This window comes from Arthrobacter sp. yr096 (assembly GCF_900108925.1).
GTDB lineage: Bacteria > Actinomycetota > Actinomycetes > Actinomycetales > Micrococcaceae > Arthrobacter.
Genome location: NZ_FNYI01000004.1, coordinates 240,737 through 256,574, shown reverse-complemented (window position 1 = coordinate 256,574; position 15,838 = coordinate 240,737). Strand labels below are relative to the sequence as shown.

The window sequence follows — 15,838 nt, the reverse complement described above, 5'->3', positions numbered from 1 at the left end:
TATGTCTACGCCACGCCAAGGTCCCGCGCATCGAGAGGAGAGCACACCTGTGTCTTCACAGCGCATCCTCAACGCCCGCTACGAACTCGGTGAGCTGATCGGTCGCGGCGGCATGGCGGACGTCTACCGCGGAACGGATACTTTGCTGGGACGGACCATCGCGGTCAAGGTCCTTCGGGCGGACCTCGCCCGCGATCCCCAGTTCCAGGCCCGGTTCAAACGTGAAGCCCAGGCCGTGGCGGCATTGAACCACCCGTCCATCGTGGCCATCTTCGATACGGGCGAATACTCCGTACCTGGTGGTCCCGGCGAGGACGTCCGCGTCCCGTACATCGTCATGGAGTACGTGGCCGGCCGCACCTTGCGGGACATGATCAAGGCGAATGAGCTGGACGTGGAGAGCTCCATCGGCTTCACACTGGGCGTCCTGTCCGCACTGGAGTACAGCCACCGCGCGGGCATCGTCCACCGCGACATCAAACCGGCCAACGTGATGGTGTGCGCTGACACCGGAGACGTCAAAGTCATGGACTTCGGCATCGCGCGTGCCATGGCCGACTCCGCAGCCACCATGACCCAGACACAGGCCGTCGTGGGCACAGCTCAATACCTTTCACCGGAGCAGGCACGTGGTGAGACCGTGGATGCTCGCAGCGATCTCTACTCTGCTGGTTGCCTCCTCTACGAACTGCTGACCAGCCGGCCGCCTTTTGTTGGCGATAGCCCGGTTTCAGTGGCGTACCAGCACGTCCGCGAGATCCCGGACATGCCAAGTGCCCACAACCCCGATGTTTCCGAAGCGTTGGATTCGGTCCTGGCCAAGGCCCTCCAGAAGAGCCGCACAGACCGTTTCCAGGATGCAGCGTCCTTCCGACGCGCACTGCGCGCGGCAAGTAACGGAATTCCCGTGCCGGCTCTTCCGTCCAGCGAAGCTCCCACCGATCCGAACGACCTCGTGGAGGAGGACCCCGCCACCCAGCTCCTGAGCACCACCGCCGTGGGCTTTCTTGATGTCGATCAATTCAAGGACCAACCCGTCGACCATCCGCAGGATGACGCGCTTCCCTTGGGCCTCCCAACGGAACGCGAGCGGACAGCAGGTCAGAAGACCCGCCGTCGTACGTGGATAGCAACCTTGGTGATCTTCACGCTGATCGTGCTGGCCGGCGGTGGGTTCTGGCTGTACAGCCTCATGAACCTGCAACCACCGCCCCCAGCGAAGATTCCTGTGCCCGTGGTGGCCAACATGTCCGAGTCCCAGGCAATCCAGGAACTGTACTCGGCCAAGCTGGTGCCAAAGACCGTGCGCGAGGCCAGCGATTCGGTAGCCAAGGACATGACCATTGGCACAGCTCCGACGGCCGGTTCCCTGCTGGACCAGGACGCCGAGGTTATCCTCAAGATTTCCAGCGGCCCCAGCTCCGTCACCATCCCGGCGAACATCGTGGGCCGCACTGAACCAGACGCTCGTGACGCCCTGCGAAAGCTTGGTATCACCGGCGACGTTTCCACGGTCAGGACTCACAGCGCCACTGTTCCAGTGGGCGTGGTCATTAACACCGCGCCTGCCCCCGGCGGGCCAATCGCAGCCTCCTCCAAAGTGGAACTGCAGGTTTCCTCGGGCAAGGTCCTTATGCCGCAGCTGATTGGGCTGCCCCAGACTGAAGCAGAAGCCACCCTCAAGACCAATGGGTTGGTAATGGCAGTGGTGGAGCAAGAGAATTCCGAGGTGGCGCCTGGCACCGTCACGGCCCAGAGCGAAACCTTCAACACTGAGGTGGATCAGGGCAAGACGGTCACCGTGACGGTGGCCAAAGCCCCTGTCACCCCGACACCAACGCCCACGCCGACACCCACAAACACCGACAAGCCAACGCCGAAGCCCACTGAGACCAAGAAGTAACGTCCGGACTGTCGGCCGCGGGCTGGCCACCGGAAGCGTGCGTCAAAGCGACGACGGAGCAGCCCGCGGAGGCCGGCGGATGCCGCCCACCTCCCTGCCTACTGCTTGATCAGCGGGCTCAGCTTGGATGCGCGTTCGGCGGCCCCGGTCATGCCCAGGGACTCCAACCAGTTGCCGAGCATCTGGTAGCCACCCTCGGTGAGTACTGATTCCGGGTGGAACTGGACACCGCACAGTGGCGCGGTCTTGTGCTGCAGGCCCATCACCACGCCGTTGGTTGTTTCCGCGGTGATCTCAAGAACGTCCGGAATGGAGTCGCGGACCGCTGCGAGGGAGTGGTAGCGCGTGGCAGTAACCGGCGAAGGAAGGCCCGCGAAAACACTCTTGCCTTCATGCTGGACCGGTGAGGTCTTGCCGTGCATGAGCTCAGGAGCATGGGTCACCACGCCGCCGTAGGCCTCGGCGAGGGCCTGGTGTCCCAGGCATACGCCGAACATTGGCTTGTTGTTGTCGCCGCACCATTTGATGAGCTCGATGCACACGCCGGCCTCGGCCGGGGTCCCGGGACCGGGCGAGACCAGGACGCCGTCGCGGGTAGCTGCGAGTTCGGTAGCCTCGGCGAGTGTCACGTCGTCGTTGCGGACCACTGTAGTTTCGGCGCCGAGTTCCTGGAGATATCCCACCAGGGTGTAGACGAAGCTGTCGTAGTTATCTACTACAAGAATTTTTGTTGTGCTCATGGCTGCTGCACTAAACCAATCGTTGAGTCAGTCAAAGTGGTGAACTGGGAAAACCAGGGGAAGAGGAACTGGACCATCAGTACCAGTGCTGCTGCCACCAATACCAAGCATGTCAGGATCCGCACCCACAGCGGCCCGGGTAAATTGCGGAAGATCCAGGCGTACATCCTTTACCCCTTTCCCTGGGCTTGGGCTACTTGGGCAGCGATTTCCGACGGCGGTCCGGCTGACGCAGGCTGCCAGCCATCCAGCGTGGAGTAGGCGATGATGCGTTCCTGCGACCCGAATCGTGGGTTGCAACTGGTCATGGTGAGGATACTTTCCTTCGGTGTGACTCCAGCTTGCGTGGGAACGGGCATCAGAACATCCGTCCGGTCCGGCAGGACGATTTGGTTGTTCCGGAAGACGTAGGTGTAGTAGCCATCAGCCGTTTGAACGTAGATCTTGTCTCCGGGAACCAATGTGTGGATATTGTCCAGCACAGCTCCGTGGGTTTGCCTGTGGCCGGCCACAGCGAAGTTGCCCACTGCGCCGGGCATGCTGGTAGTCCCGTAGTGGCCCAAGCCAAGAGTGTCCAGGACCCCTGCATCAGTGCCTTCGATGATGGGACGGGTGTAGTCGGCTCCGAAGCGGGGGACGTACATGATCCCAATCATTTCGCCGTATCCCGGAGCGGTCCCTACAACCGGCGGCCCATAATCCACGGCGGCGTCCGGCGCTGCTGGCGTCATGGGCCCAGTGAAGTCCTGCGCGAAGCTTTGGACGGCTTCCGTCTGTTTGGCGTCGGCCTCCACGTTGGTCCACCACAGTTCCCAGCCCACAAACAAAAGCAGGACAATTCCCGCAGTAATGAGGAGCTCGCCCAGGATCTGGCTGATCTTGCGGATGACATCCGATGCGCGGAGCGGCCTGCGGGGACCCCGCTCCTGACCGCGGCGGGCGGACGACACGGAAGAACCCGTCGTCGTCTGCTGGTGCGCCACAGGGTCTCCTTGTATCGGGCGCGGACGCGGGCGGGCGGACCCCGAGTTGCGGCTAGACTTGACAGCTAGAACCAACCCGGAACGCCGCGTGGCCGTTAACCGCTGGAATTTTCCTTCCTGCAGGATATCAAGGCCGGCCGAAACGGGTATTAACGTACAGCCAAGGAGGATCCGTGCCCGAGTCCAAGCCCCGCAAGCGGCCTGCCCGTCAGGCCCAGCAGACTTCCGCAACGCAGCAGTACAAGCCCAACCCGGTGTGGTATAAGGCCGTCATGTTCGGACTGATGATTCTGGGGCTCATCTGGATCATCACCTTCTACATCACTGAGGGCCAGTTTCCTGTCCGGGACTGGGCTTCCTGGAACATCGTTGCAGGCTTTGGCATCGCAATCGTCGGCTTCCTCATGACCACCCGCTGGCGCTCCTAGGGAAACCGCACCTCACATTTCCGTGCCCGTGAACGTCTACAAGATATGAGCATCCGGCACACCACCATGGATTCCCCGTTGGGGCAGTTGACGCTGACTGCCCGCGGGGAATTTTTGACGGGTATCTTCTACGAAGGTCACTGGCATATGCCTCCGCCGGACTACTTCGGAGTCCCCGCGGAACCCGAGGATCCGGTCTTTGCTGTGACCCGGGTTGAACTTGGGGAGTACCTGGGTGGCCACCGCACCGTTTTCGATGTCCCTTTCGAGGCCCGTGGGAACGCATTCCAGGAGAAGGTCTGGTCCCGACTCCAAGACATTCCTTTTGGCGAAACTGTCAGCTACGGTGAGTTGGCCGCCGAGCTGGGCGACCCCCATCTCGCCCAGTCCGTGGGATCAGCCGTAGGAAGAAACCCCATCAGCATCATCATCCCGTGCCACCGTGTGGTGGGCCGCAGGGGACAGCTGACCGGGTACGCGGGTGGTCTCCACAACAAGCGTTTCCTCCTGGAGCTGGAAGAACCCGCCACCGTTCGGGAAGGCAAGCTGTTCTGATGGAGCCGGAGCAGGCAGTCAGCAAGAGACCGTTTGAGGCCGTAGTCCAGGAACAGGGCGCCACGGTTCTCCGGGTATGCCGCGCCGTCCTGGGCACACACGATGCCGAGGATGCCTGGTCCGATACCTTCCTGGCGGCCCTCCAGGCATATCCGGATCTGCCGCCGGGCGCGAACGTGCAGGCATGGCTGGTCACCATTGCACACCACAAGTGCATTGACCATTTGCGTGCCGGGAGCCGACGTGCCCTGCCAGTGGACTCGCCGCCCGAGCGCCCTTCAGGCCTTGGCATTCCCGGTGGCGGACACGCGGAACTGCTGGACGCCGTCGCGGGCCTTCCACCGAAGCAGCGCCAGGCGGTGGCTTATCACTACCTGGCCGGTCTGCCTTACAAGGATGTCGCCGACCTGCTGGGAGGCACGCCGGATGCCGCCCGGCGTGCCGGCGCCGACGGCGTGAAATCACTCCGCAATGCCCTTGCTGATCCTCCTGCGCTGGCGCACTCATTTTCGAAAGGAGAACTCCGATGACCCTTGAAGCAAGCCCCGATCATTCTGAGGTCGCATCGCTCCTGGAGCCCCTCGATGCCGGTCTCGAAACCGCCCTCGCCGGACTTCATGCCCGGCTGGCCCGCGACGCACAACTCGTCCACACATTGGACATCGCGTACCGGATAGTGGACTCCCCGCTAGGGAAGCTCCTCCTCGCCGCCACGGACCGGGGAATCGTCCGCGTTGCCTTCGAACTGGAGAACCACGGGGACGTCCTGCAGCTTCTGGCCAACACCGTCAGCCCCAGAATCCTTCAGGCCCCGGCACGTTTGGATGATGCTGCACGGCAGCTCGATGAGTACTTTGCCGGCGCCAGGAGGGAATTTGATCTCACCCTTGATTTCCGCCTGTCCCGCGGCTTCCGCCTGAACGTCCTGCAGCACTTGCCCCGCATCGCGTACGGCCGCACGGAAAGCTACGCGGAAGTCGCCGTGGCGGCCGGCAGTCCCAATGCGGTCCGTGCCGTAGGGACCGCCTGTGCAACCAACCCCCTGCCCGTGATCGTGCCCTGCCACCGCGTAGTGAAGTCGGACGGCAGCTTCGGCGGCTACCTTGGCGGAGCAGATGCAAAACGCGCGCTGTTGACCCTCGAGGCAGCGGCGTGAATGACGACGCCCTCTTTCCGTTGGAGCTGGTACAGCCGGAAAACCACGACGCCGGTCCCCGCCTGATTGCTCCAGGCGCGGTTCATGTCCCTGGCTGGCTGACGCTGGAGCAGCAGCGGTGGATCGTGAACCGCTTTGGGGAGTGGACACACGGCCCCGTTCCTCTCAGGGCTGCCACCCTTCCTGGTGGGCACCAAATGTCGGTTCGAACCGTATGCCTCGGCTGGCACTGGCAGCCATACCGATACTCGCGGGAAGCTACCGATGTCAACGGCCGGCCCGTGCTGGACTTCCCTGATTGGATGGTCCGTCTGGGACGCAAGGCGGTTGCGGCAGCCTATGCGTCCGGCATATCCGTTGATGAGTCCCTGACCGCATCAGCCGCTGAGTACACTCCAGACGCTGCCTTGGTGAATTTCTACGACGACGGCGCGGCCATGGGTATGCACCAGGACAAGGACGAGCGCTCCAGCGCACCTGTGGTGTCCCTCAGCATCGGCGAGTCCTGTGTCTTCCGGTTCGGCAACACCAAGACCCGGACAAAGCCTTACACAGACGTTGAACTTCGTTCCGGCGATCTTTTCGTATTTGGTGGTCCGTCCCGGTTCGCCTATCACGGCATCCCCAAGGTCCTCCCTGGAACGGCTCCTGCGGATTGTGGCCTGTCACGTGGTCGGATCAACATCACCATGCGGGTCACTGGACTGTCGTGACGCACCGGCCCGGACCTTAATGTCACTGGCACCGGGCAGAATATCCCGGGAAGCACAAAAAACGCCGGCGCCCTGATGGCTCGGCTGCAGAGGAGCGTTCATGAGTCCGGATAACGGCATCATCATCGGTGACGACGGCCTGGCCCGACCCCTGTGGGCTGCCTCGGACGCCCTCATGCAGGCCTACTACGACCACGAGTGGGGCATGCCCGTCCGCGACGAGCAGGGTATGTATGAACGCATCAGTCTTGAAGCCTTCCAGGCCGGCCTTTCCTGGGCCACCATCCTCAGGAAACGGGAAGCATTCCGTAAAGCATTCCTGGACTTCCACCCCGAAAGCGTTGCCGCGTTCACCGAAGCGGACGTCGAACGTCTCATGCAGGATTCCGGGATCGTCCGCAACCGCCTGAAAATCCAGGCCGCTATTACCAACGCCAAGGCCACCATCGCGCTCCGTGAGGAGGGTGGTCTGGTGGACTTCGTGTGGTCCTTCCAGCCGGACAGCACCCCGGAGCCCCGCACTTTTGCAGACATCCCCACAACGTCCCCGGAATCAATCGCGCTGTCCAAGGCACTCCGTAAGAAGGGTTTCGCCTTCGTTGGGCCCACCACCATGTATGCCCTGATGGAAGCGATTGGAATCATCGATACCCACTTGGTGGACAGCCATCGCCGTGGAACGTCCGGTGTCTGGATCCACACCGGAGGCACCACTCCCTGATTGGTTTCCTCACCAGCCGGGGCGCATTTCTTGTCCACAGAAGTGGGGAACTTTATCCACAGGCGTGGATAAACTCTGTGGACATCCATGTATTGGCGCTCCACATCCCTGCGCTGTCGCTGATTATGGGCGGGAAAGCGCCAGGCCATGACTTATACCCACTGTGCACGGCGCTGTGGATAGTGCGCCAAGCTTCATCGAATGTTCAACATGCCGGCATTGCCGGATTTGCCAAGAGTCTCTCTTGGGCGATCACAATGACTGCAGCGCACCCATTGAGCGACGCGTTGTTCAGAGGCGGCGTCAGCGCACGTGTCGGTAGTTACCCACTTAACAACAACCCCCTGCCCACAAGTTATCCACAAGTGGGGAAAACTTGTGGGTTTCAATCCTGGGATCCCTGCGTTGCTGGGCCTGAGCGACCATAGCCACCTGGTGAACTACACGCTTGTAGTTATTAACACTGTTGATAAGGCTGTTGATAGACCTCGAAGCTGACGGTAATTAACAGGGTTATCCACAGAATGTTGCCAAGAGGCCTACTTGTCCACATATTCGACCCCCACGGGGACAAAGTTATCCACAGTTGTGGAGAAATTCATGCCTTTCGGGGGATATCTGCCGCTCTGGCAGGTCCAACGCCGGGATGAACCTCTAACTACACCCGTGTAAGTTACGCACAGTGTGGATAACAGTTGTGGATAACCCCTTAGGCATCCCGTTGGAACCTTCTTGAACGACGGGCGTACCTTGGTGCCATGAAGAGCGACTTCAAGAAGCTGATTCCGACGTACAGTGCCAAGCGCGGCGAATTCGCCGTGGTGACCGTTCCCACGCTGCAGTTTCTGATGATCGATGGTCACGGGGACCCCAACACTGCCCAGGCCTACAAGGATGCGTTGACCACGCTGTACCCCGTGGCTTACAAACTGAAGTTCTTCAGCAAGGCCGACCTCGGGAAGGATTACGGCGTCATGCCGCTGGAAGCGTTGTGGTGGTCCGATGACATGGAGTCGTTCACCAGCGCCCGGGACAAGTCACGCTGGGACTGGACACTGATGAGCATGGTCCCTGACTGGATCACGCCGGAGCATTTTGAGGCGGCACGGGAGCTGGTTGCCAGGAAGGGGGAGGCGCCGGCCTTGGAGGCTCTCCGTTTGGAGCCGCTGGAGGAAGGGCTGAGCGTGCAGACACTCCACATTGGCCCCTACGACAACGAGGGACCGGTACTCGAGGAGATGCACAATGCGTTCATCCCGTCGCAGTCACTGACAATGACCGGCAGGCACCATGAGATCTATCTCGGGGACCCTCGCCGGGCGGCCCCTGACAAGCTCAAGACCATCCTGCGGCAGCCCGTCACAGGATGAGTCGGTGCTGCTGCTAGCCAGCTGTGACGCGGAACCAGGTAACCACTGCCAGCAGACCTGCCACCAGGACCAGTCCACCGGCTTGGAGAAGGGCCTGGTTCTTGCCCTTGGGAGCGTAAGCAATCGCGGCAGCAGCAAGGCCACCGGTGATCAATCCGCCCAAGTGAGCCTGCCAGGCAATGCTGGGGACGAAGAAGCCGATCGCACCATTGATCGCGATGAGGACCCACAGTTGTTTGGTCTCGCCGCCCCGGTGGCGTTGAACCACCAACATGGCGCCAAACAACCCGAAGATGGCGCCGGAAGCTCCTACGACGCCAACAGGGGGCAGCGTGGGGGTGAGGGCGAGGAACCCTACAGAGCCGCCGATTGCGGAAAGCAAATACACGGCAAGGAATCGGATACGCCCGAGCAAAGGCTCCAGGGCTTGTCCGAAGATCCATAGCGTGTACATGTTGAGAACGATGTGAAGCAGGAATCCCTGTGAATGCAGGAAGGCCGCAGTGACCATGCGCCATGGCTCACTGACGGCAAAGATGTTGGCGAACGCAAAATTCTCGAACACTTCATCCCCAGGCACAATCCACTGAAGGATGTACACCAGGACGCACAGCCCGATGATCGTGAACGTCACCAAGGGCCGGCCGACAGCCAGGGCGCCGCCGTAGGGAGAGCGGTATACCGGCGTCGTACGTTTTTGTTCGTTGATGCAGTCAACGCATTGGAACCCGACGGCGGCCGCCCGCTGGCACTCGGGGCATGCAGGGCGCCCACAGCGCTGGCACCTCACATAGGAGGGCCGGTCCGGGTGCCTGGGGCACACCGGAACTTCAGCGGACGGCTCTGCCGACGGAATTCCGTAACTCATGAGCTCAGTTTCAGTAGGTGATTAGAGCTGTTCGATGTCGATGCTGTTGATGACGACGTCCTCGACGGGACGGTCGCCCATGCCAGTGCGGACTGCCTCAATAGCGTCAACAACCTTGCGGGATTCCTCATCGGTGACCTCACCGAAGATGCTGTGCTTGCCGAACAGCCAGTCGGTGTTCACCGTGGTGATGAAGAACTGTGACCCGTTGGTTCCCTTGCCCATCTGGATACCGGCGTTGGCCATAGCCAGCTTGTAGGGAGCGTTGAACGTCAGTTCCGGGTGGATTTCGTCGTCGAACTGGTAGCCGGGGCCACCAACGCCGCGGCCCAGGGGATCGCCGCCCTGGATCATGAAGTCCTTGATGATCCGGTGGAAGATGGTGCCGTCGTAAAGGGGCGTCCCGGTCTTGTCTTCGCCCGTTTCAGGGTGATTCCAGGACTTTTCGCCAGTGGCCAAGCCAATGAAGTTGGCGACCGTCTTGGGCGCGTGGTTGCCGAAGAGGTCAACCTTGATGTCGCCGAGGGTCGTGTGGATCGTTGCTTTTGCGGTTGCGATGGTCATGGCCCCATTCTTCCATGCAGGGTCAACGCCTTAGTGGCTGTAAAGCCTGTTCCGCGCTCGGTGAAATCCGGGCCTAATCCAGGAGATGAATAGCCCGTGTTCACTTGGCGACGTAGGCTAGCAACAAACGAGCATGTGTATCGGGAGGTAGTTGTGAAGAAATCAGACCGTATTGCCCGCGACCTTGAACAATCCGTTGCGGTTGGTGTGGATAACGCCCGCGACTGGGCTGCACCACGCGTGGAAGCAGCTGTTAATTGGGCTGTTCCGCGTATCCAGCACGGCATTGACACCGCTTCCCCCAAGATCCAAGAGGGACTGAAGTCCGCTGCGCACAACCTCGCCGATGGCGTTGCAGTTGTCACACCGCGGATTCAGGATGGACTGGCGCACCTCGCGCCGAAGATCCATGACGCAGTAGAGGACGCAACTCCCAGGATCCAGGAGACGCTCAATAAAGCCACTCCTGCCCTTGGACACGCGCGGGACAAAGTGGTGGACGAATACCTGCCCAAGCTGTCCGAGCAGTTGGGCCAGGCTTCGGTGGCCGTTCACCACGCCTTGGAGAACGCCCCGGCCCAGGTAGACGCCGTCGCGCAGAAGCTGGTTGACTCCGGCGTTGTCCACAGCGTGCAGGAGAAGGCGGAGGCCACCAGCAAGCAGATCAAGGCGGTTGCCGGCGAAGCCAGCAAGGCTGTCTCCACCAAGCTGGGCAAAGAACCCAAGCCCAAGAAGCGCGGCTGGCTGATCGTTACGGTCATCGCCGCCGCGGCCGCTGCCGGTGTTGCTGCCTGGAAGGCTTCCAAGCCGGTTGAGGATCCGTGGAAGACACCTGCTCCGGTGACACCGACGCCCGCACCGGTTCCGGCATCCTCGCCGGCTCCGGCCGACGCCGCTGCCTCTGCAGCTGCGGCCGCAACCCCTGCCACGGATGTCACGCCGGATGAGGCAGCTGCTGAGGCCGCGCAGGTAGCCGAGGACGCTGCGAAGAGCGCTGAGGAGACCACCGCAAAGGTGGCAACCGACGCCAAAACTGCCGTCAAGAACATCGCCGCCAGCCTGCACAAGGACACCGAAGGCACGGATACCGACGCCAAGGGTGCCCACAGCTAGCACCAGCAGTTCAAGCATTTGAAGGGATCCCGGCCGATGCCGGGGTCCCTTCAGTGTTTGCCGGCTTGTAACCAAAGCCTCCATCAGTCTCCGGGTCCGGGTGTTAGATTTGGAGTGATGTCAGCCGATAGACCCTCTGCGGGTGCCCTCCAGGATGCTCCGGTTCCTCCGGGCGTTTCCATCGTCATCCCGGCGTATAACGAGGAAAGCGTCATTCGCCAGTGCCTCATCGCGGCCATCTACCAGTCCGTACCTGCCGACGAGATCATTGTGGTGGACAATCTGTCCACGGACCGCACGGCCAGGATTGTTCGCCAGATGCAGCAGGAATACCCGGAGAGCCCCATCATTCTCTTGCGGCAGGAAGCCGCCCAAGGCCTCATCCCCACCCGTAACCACGGGTTGAACAGCGCCACCGGGGACGTGGTTGGCCGGATCGACGCTGACTCCGTCCTGGAACCAGATTGGGTGGAACAGGTACAAAAAGCATTCATGGACCCTTCGGTTTCCGCAGCCACCGGTCCCGTGGTCTATTACGACATGCCCATGCGCCGTTTCGGGCTCAAGGCGGACGACAAGATGCGCCAACTCATGCTGCGCCTGGCCAAACACCAGTACCACTTCCTTTTCGGTTCCAACATGGCTCTGCGCCGCACTGCATGGGAAACCATTCGCGACGAAGCCTGCTTGGACCCCAAAGATGAGATGCATGAGGATATAGATCTTTCGCTGCATCTCTTCGAGCACGACCTCAAAGTGCAGTACCTGCCGCAGATGGTGTCCGGGATGTCCGCCCGTCGACTCGAGGACTCACCCCGGGACTACCGCTACTACGTCCAGCGATTTGACCGGACCTACAAGGCACACAACGTCAAGAAGATGGCCCTGAAAGCACCCATGGTGGTGTTCTTCTCGGTCTACTTCCCGGCCAAGCTGCTGCGCGCCATCCACGCTGCCAACTCCGCGCAAGGCGTCCGCCGGGGCGGCGTTTAGCGCCCGACGCCGGAACGTCAGTCCGTACCCAACTCGGCTTCGCGCCGGTCTGCTTCGGGCCGGCCACGCCGCTGCCCGGCAACCACCACGGCAAGTCCAACCAGGATCAGTGCCAGGCCCGCATATGTTCCGGCCGGCAAGGTTTCATTCAGGAAGATGGCTGCCAAAATCGCTGCTCCTGGAATCTCCAGCAGGATGATCATGGACACCAGCAGGGGACTCATGGTTGCCAGCAGATGGTTGAACGCCGTGTGCCCAACCAGCTGCGCACAGATGGTGATGGCGATAATCCCCAGCCAGCCTCCGGCGTCGAACCCTGTGAGGGGCTGGGCGTTGAACAAAGCCAGCACCGCCACGATCGCGGCGCACATGCCGTAGCAGAGCGTGGTGTACGTTCCCGTACCCATTGACTGCCGGGCTTTGCCGCCGGCGAGGGTGTACAGACCCGCCAGGGCTCCGCCAGCCAGTGCCAGAAGGTCTCCCAGGAGGGCTTCTGGGGATGAGCCCATGTCGAACCCCGTGATGGCTACAACGCCACCGAAAGCAATCCCCAAACCCAGCAGCACCGGCCAACGGTGTCGCGTACCCCTGAACAACTGGAACACTGCAATCCACGCCGACTGGAGGCACACCAAGGCGGTCGCAGCGGCCACCGACGTCAGTTGCAGCGCGGTAATGAAGCACGCGAAGTGGAAGGCGAGGGCAACGGCGGCCAGAGCAGACCAACCAAACTCACGGCGGGTGATCCTACCGAAGGCACGGGGCTCCCGGATGACCACAGGCGCGGCCATCACCACCGCACCGATCGCGTTGCGCCAAAAAGCTATGGCCAACGCCGTCACCGAGGTGGCTCCGAGAGTGCCTGCAATGAGCGGTCCGGAAGAGGCAACACCCAAGACCCCAAGGGCAGCAATGAGAAGGTTCACGGATCAACCCTAGTGTGGCGGGGGAGTGCTTCCGCCCCTATCTGATGGGCGGACAGTGTGATTGTCTTGACTCAACATTCCAGTGAGCCGGCGACGACATACCCAAGGGGTTACCCGATTGAACACAGCACCCATCGGCGCTGGCGCCAAACGGCGGCGGTATGTCCTGCTGTCGCTCGCAGCGGGGGCACTCGCGGCTGCCCTGGTGGTTACCGGCTGGTTTGTTGTTTCACGTGAGCGTCCCGGCGGGCGGGAGGGAGATGCGGCCGGAATTCCCAGCATCTTCCCGGTTCCGCAGCATGCCCACGCCGGATCCGGGGGTCCGGTCCCTTTGCTGGGCCACGTTTACGTTGTGGCCCCCTCAGGAACGGATCAATCCTCGATTGCCGCTGTTCAGGACTTGGTGGCGGGTGCTGGAGGGACCACCGAGATCGTCGCAGAATTGTCCAACCCACGCGAGGGAGCTTCTGCCGTCTACTTGGGAACAGGGGCAGCTGCGGCTTCGGCCCTCAAGTCATTGCAGTTGGACAGCGATGCTGAAATCCGGGAGGCACTGGGACGGCCGGAAGGATACGCCCTGGCTACCGGGCGGCCTGACGGGATCCCGACTGCGGTGCTCGCCGGTGGGGACAACGACGGCGTTTTCCACGCAGTGCAGACACTGCGTCAGCTGCTCAAGGACGGATCTGTAGTTGCAGCGCGGATCAGCGACTGGCCACTGATGGAAACCCGCGGCGTCATCGAGGGCTTTTACGGAACGCCATGGTCCCATCAGGCCCGTTTGGACGTGATCGAGTTCGCCGGCCGGCAAAAGATGAATACCTACATCTATTCGCCCAAGGACGACCCCCTGCTCAGGGACAAGTGGCGGGACCTCTACTCGAATCAGGAGCTTGGGGAACTGCGGGAGCTCATTGATGCTGCAGCGGCCAACCACGTCCGGTTCAGCTACGCCCTGTCACCGGGGATCGACATTTGCTATTCACGCACATCTGATCTGGACGACGCCGTGGCCAAGCTTGAATCCTTGTATTCGCTGGGGGTTCGGTCCTTCGTGATCCCCTTGGACGATATCGCCACCAAGGTCCAATGCGCTGACGACCTCCGGGAGTTCGGTTCGGGCCAGGTCAACCTGGCAAAGGCACAGGCGTCCTTCCTCAATGACGTCAATGAAAGGTTCATCGCCGGCAAGGCTGGTGTCCTGCCTTTGGAAACCGTCCCCACCTTCTACAACGGCTCCGGGAGCACCCCGTACAAAAAGGAGCTTGGCCGTGCGCTGAATCCCGGAATCGTGGTGCAGTGGACCGGCGAGGACGTAGTGTCCCATCGAATTAGCCAGGACTCAGCGGATACGGCACGGCAGAGCTATGGGAGCCCCGGATCACCGCGGGACATCATCATCTGGGATAACTACCCGGTCAACGACTTCTCGCAGGACCACCTGTTCCTGGCACCGGTGATCGGCAGGGACGCGGATCTTCATGAATCCATCCGTGGCATTGTTACCAACCCCATGATCCAGCCGTATCTTTCCCTGCCGGCCATTTTCAACTACGCCGATCTCTCCTGGAACGGGCCGGCGTACGACCCCGCCAAGTCCATGAACGCCGCCTTGTCCCTTGTAGCCGGTCCGGATCCCGACACCCAAGCCGCTGTGAAGGCGTTCGCTGACCTGAACCAGGATTGGCAGGACGACGAGCTCACGCCGTCCGCTCCCGGTCTGCGCCGCGATATTGACCAGTTCTGGGCGGATTACGACGCCGGGAAGCCTGGTTCGGGAGCATTGAAGGCACGCGCTGAGCTGCTTCAGCGCCTGCCCGATCTCCTTCCCGGCATGGCCCAGCCTGGTTTCGCCAAGGACGCCAGCGCCTGGGTTGCGGCGGCCGCCGAGTATGGTCGTGGCGTTGAGGAGGCCTTGGGCATGCTGGAGGCTGCCAGGAAGGGCGATACCCAGGCTGCCATGGTGGCTCGCAGGAACGTCCAGAGCTCCTTGGTCGCCGCTGGCGCGAAATCCCAGCCAACGTTGGAGCTCGGGGTGGTCACTCCTGTGCTGGGAGACAGTGAGCTGAAGGCGTTCCTTGAGCGGGCTCTTCAACAAGCCCCTGCTGGCTGAGTCCGTGCGTGGGCCCTATGCTTGCTGTTCGACTTTGGGTGTTCCGCAACGACCCTGGGCCGGTCCACCAGGTAGTTGTGGGCCAGTCCCATTCCCAGCACCGGTTCGTCTCCAGGCTTCCCCCAACGTTCGCGGCGCCGCTGGGGGGCGGTATGGCCTCAGGAGAGCTTAGCCGTCCCGTCGTGGGAAAAGGGCTTCTGACCACGGTGTTTGCAGGGAATAGGGTTAAAAGCAAAAGTCCCGGTCATTTCTGACCGGGACTTTTCTTATGGTGGAGGCACGGGGACTCGAACCCCGAACCCCCTGCTTGCAAAGCAGGTGCGCTACCAATTGCGCCATGCCCCCATAAGAAGCAACCCGTCAATCATACCCCATGTCAGGACCGGGATTTACCAGTTCCAACCGGGCTCCGCAGCTAGTCCACCGTGTCGGTTGACTTGCTCCAGACATCCTTCCGGGCTTCGGATTCCTGAGCCTTTTTATAGACCAGGACACCTGCGATCGCCGCTGCTACAACTACCAGCAACTTCTTCACAAGCACCTCATTCCGATTCAGTGTTACCTGAACCTTGTAGGTTCCGTGGGCGTACCAGGACTTGAACCTGGGACCTCTTCGTTATCAGCGAAGCGCTCTAACCGCCTGAGCTATACGCCCCGATGCCTCATCGGGCCGAGATATGACTGTACAGCAC

The 15,838-nt window shown here is 61.6% G+C and carries 17 protein-coding genes and 2 tRNA genes; 11 read left to right on the top strand and 8 right to left on the bottom strand.

Annotated elements, in window-relative coordinates; all coding sequences use genetic code 11:
- The first annotated feature begins 1 nt into the window (after position 1).
- Positions 2-1,903 (top strand): Stk1 family PASTA domain-containing Ser/Thr kinase, encoded by a 1,902-nt coding sequence (gene pknB, locus BMY91_RS12100; protein ID WP_090822180.1) that lies wholly within the window; start codon positions 2-4, stop codon positions 1,901-1,903.
- 98 nt (positions 1,904-2,001) lie between these two features.
- Here the strand turns inward: pknB and BMY91_RS12095 are convergent, their stop codons facing one another.
- Together BMY91_RS12095 and BMY91_RS12090 are read right to left on the bottom strand one after the other, a co-directional pair.
- Entirely contained in the window at positions 2,002-2,643 is a 642-nt protein-coding gene (locus BMY91_RS12095) for an aminodeoxychorismate/anthranilate synthase component II (protein ID WP_090822179.1), read from the bottom strand.
- A 170-nt stretch (positions 2,644-2,813) separates the two neighbouring features.
- Positions 2,814-3,641 carry a class E sortase gene (locus BMY91_RS12090; protein ID WP_090822623.1) on the bottom strand — a complete coding sequence of 276 codons (828 nt, stop codon included), beginning with the start codon at positions 3,639-3,641 and terminating at the stop codon, positions 2,814-2,816.
- Positions 3,642-3,799: 158 nt separating this feature from the next.
- Here BMY91_RS12090 and BMY91_RS12085 point away from each other — a divergent pair, with 158 nt between their 5' ends.
- From BMY91_RS12085 to BMY91_RS12055, 7 genes are all read left to right on the top strand, one after another.
- The gene (locus BMY91_RS12085; protein WP_090822177.1) at positions 3,800-4,054 is read left to right on the top strand and encodes a cell division protein CrgA; all 255 of its coding nucleotides are present in this window, start codon (positions 3,800-3,802) and stop codon (positions 4,052-4,054) included.
- 45 nt (positions 4,055-4,099) lie between these two features.
- Complete coding sequence (locus BMY91_RS12080) at positions 4,100-4,609, top strand: methylated-DNA--[protein]-cysteine S-methyltransferase (RefSeq protein ID WP_090822175.1); 510 nt, start codon at positions 4,100-4,102, stop codon at positions 4,607-4,609.
- Positions 4,609-5,139 (top strand): RNA polymerase sigma factor, encoded by a 531-nt coding sequence (locus BMY91_RS12075; RefSeq protein WP_090822173.1) that lies wholly within the window; start codon positions 4,609-4,611, stop codon positions 5,137-5,139. Before BMY91_RS12080 ends, BMY91_RS12075 begins: the two co-directional genes overlap by 1 nt.
- Positions 5,136-5,765 (top strand): methylated-DNA--[protein]-cysteine S-methyltransferase, encoded by a 630-nt coding sequence (locus BMY91_RS12070; protein ID WP_090822171.1) that lies wholly within the window; start codon positions 5,136-5,138, stop codon positions 5,763-5,765. The genes BMY91_RS12075 and BMY91_RS12070 overlap by 4 nt, the downstream gene beginning before the upstream one ends.
- Complete coding sequence (locus BMY91_RS12065) at positions 5,762-6,478, top strand: alpha-ketoglutarate-dependent dioxygenase AlkB family protein (RefSeq protein ID WP_090822169.1); 717 nt, start codon at positions 5,762-5,764, stop codon at positions 6,476-6,478. The genes BMY91_RS12070 and BMY91_RS12065 overlap by 4 nt, the downstream gene beginning before the upstream one ends.
- 100 nt (positions 6,479-6,578) lie before the next feature.
- Positions 6,579-7,199 (top strand): DNA-3-methyladenine glycosylase I, encoded by a 621-nt coding sequence (locus BMY91_RS12060; protein ID WP_090822167.1) that lies wholly within the window; start codon positions 6,579-6,581, stop codon positions 7,197-7,199.
- A gap of 758 nt (positions 7,200-7,957) precedes the next feature.
- A complete protein-coding gene (locus BMY91_RS12055) occupies positions 7,958-8,569 on the top strand; it encodes a GyrI-like domain-containing protein (RefSeq protein ID WP_090822165.1) in 612 nt (203 codons plus the stop codon).
- Between the two features lie 13 nt (positions 8,570-8,582).
- Here BMY91_RS12055 and BMY91_RS12050 read toward each other — a convergent pair whose 3' ends face one another.
- Complete coding sequence (locus BMY91_RS12050) at positions 8,583-9,437, bottom strand: rhomboid family intramembrane serine protease (protein WP_090822163.1); 855 nt, start codon at positions 9,435-9,437, stop codon at positions 8,583-8,585.
- A gap of 21 nt (positions 9,438-9,458) precedes the next feature.
- A complete protein-coding gene (locus BMY91_RS12045) occupies positions 9,459-10,001 on the bottom strand; it encodes a peptidylprolyl isomerase (protein ID WP_090822161.1) in 543 nt (180 codons plus the stop codon).
- Positions 10,002-10,154: 153 nt separating this feature from the next.
- Between BMY91_RS12045 and BMY91_RS12040 the strand changes: the two genes are divergently transcribed.
- Both BMY91_RS12040 and BMY91_RS12035 read left to right on the top strand, forming a co-directional pair.
- Positions 10,155-11,114 carry a hypothetical protein gene (locus BMY91_RS12040; protein ID WP_090822159.1) on the top strand — a complete coding sequence of 320 codons (960 nt, stop codon included), beginning with the start codon at positions 10,155-10,157 and terminating at the stop codon, positions 11,112-11,114.
- Positions 11,115-11,231: 117 nt separating this feature from the next.
- On the top strand, positions 11,232-12,107 hold the full coding sequence (locus tag BMY91_RS12035) for a glycosyltransferase family 2 protein (RefSeq protein ID WP_090822157.1): 876 nt from the start codon (positions 11,232-11,234) through the stop codon (positions 12,105-12,107).
- Positions 12,108-12,124: 17 nt separating this feature from the next.
- On the opposite strand, the gene BMY91_RS12030 is transcribed toward BMY91_RS12035, so the two are convergent.
- Positions 12,125-13,033 (bottom strand): DMT family transporter, encoded by a 909-nt coding sequence (locus BMY91_RS12030; RefSeq protein WP_090822155.1) that lies wholly within the window; start codon positions 13,031-13,033, stop codon positions 12,125-12,127.
- A 118-nt stretch (positions 13,034-13,151) separates the two neighbouring features.
- On the opposite strand from BMY91_RS12030, the gene BMY91_RS12025 reads away from it, so the two are divergent.
- Complete coding sequence (locus tag BMY91_RS12025; protein WP_143054069.1) at positions 13,152-15,146, top strand: glycoside hydrolase family 84 protein; 1,995 nt, start codon at positions 13,152-13,154, stop codon at positions 15,144-15,146.
- A 269-nt stretch (positions 15,147-15,415) separates the two neighbouring features.
- Here the strand turns inward: BMY91_RS12025 and BMY91_RS12020 are convergent.
- The 3 genes from BMY91_RS12020 to BMY91_RS12015 form a co-directional block, all read right to left on the bottom strand.
- Positions 15,416-15,491, bottom strand: a tRNA-Ala gene (locus tag BMY91_RS12020).
- Between the two features lie 70 nt (positions 15,492-15,561).
- Positions 15,562-15,681, bottom strand: a complete 120-nt coding sequence (locus BMY91_RS23315; RefSeq protein ID WP_217639245.1) for a DLW-39 family protein — start codon at positions 15,679-15,681, stop codon at positions 15,562-15,564.
- A gap of 46 nt (positions 15,682-15,727) precedes the next feature.
- Positions 15,728-15,801, bottom strand: a tRNA-Ile gene (locus BMY91_RS12015).
- Positions 15,802-15,838 lie beyond the last annotated feature (37 nt).

What these genes read in the sequence shown, in the direction of transcription:
- pknB (WP_090822180.1), top strand. Translation starts at nt 2, where the DNA reads ATGTCTACGCCACGCCAAGGTCCCGCGCATCGAGAGGAGAGCACACCT.
- BMY91_RS12095 (WP_090822179.1), bottom strand. Translation starts at nt 2,643, where the DNA reads ATGAGCACAACAAAAATTCTTGTAGTAGATAACTACGACAGCTTCGTC.
- BMY91_RS12080 (WP_090822175.1), top strand. Translation starts at nt 4,100, where the DNA reads ATGAGCATCCGGCACACCACCATGGATTCCCCGTTGGGGCAGTTGACG.
- BMY91_RS12075 (WP_090822173.1), top strand. Translation starts at nt 4,609, where the DNA reads ATGGAGCCGGAGCAGGCAGTCAGCAAGAGACCGTTTGAGGCCGTAGTC.
- BMY91_RS12070 (WP_090822171.1), top strand. Translation starts at nt 5,136, where the DNA reads ATGACCCTTGAAGCAAGCCCCGATCATTCTGAGGTCGCATCGCTCCTG.
- BMY91_RS12060 (WP_090822167.1), top strand. Translation starts at nt 6,579, where the DNA reads ATGAGTCCGGATAACGGCATCATCATCGGTGACGACGGCCTGGCCCGA.
- BMY91_RS12055 (WP_090822165.1), top strand. Translation starts at nt 7,958, where the DNA reads ATGAAGAGCGACTTCAAGAAGCTGATTCCGACGTACAGTGCCAAGCGC.
- BMY91_RS12050 (WP_090822163.1), bottom strand. Translation starts at nt 9,437, where the DNA reads ATGAGTTACGGAATTCCGTCGGCAGAGCCGTCCGCTGAAGTTCCGGTG.
- BMY91_RS12045 (WP_090822161.1), bottom strand. Translation starts at nt 10,001, where the DNA reads ATGACCATCGCAACCGCAAAAGCAACGATCCACACGACCCTCGGCGAC.
- BMY91_RS12035 (WP_090822157.1), top strand. Translation starts at nt 11,232, where the DNA reads ATGTCAGCCGATAGACCCTCTGCGGGTGCCCTCCAGGATGCTCCGGTT.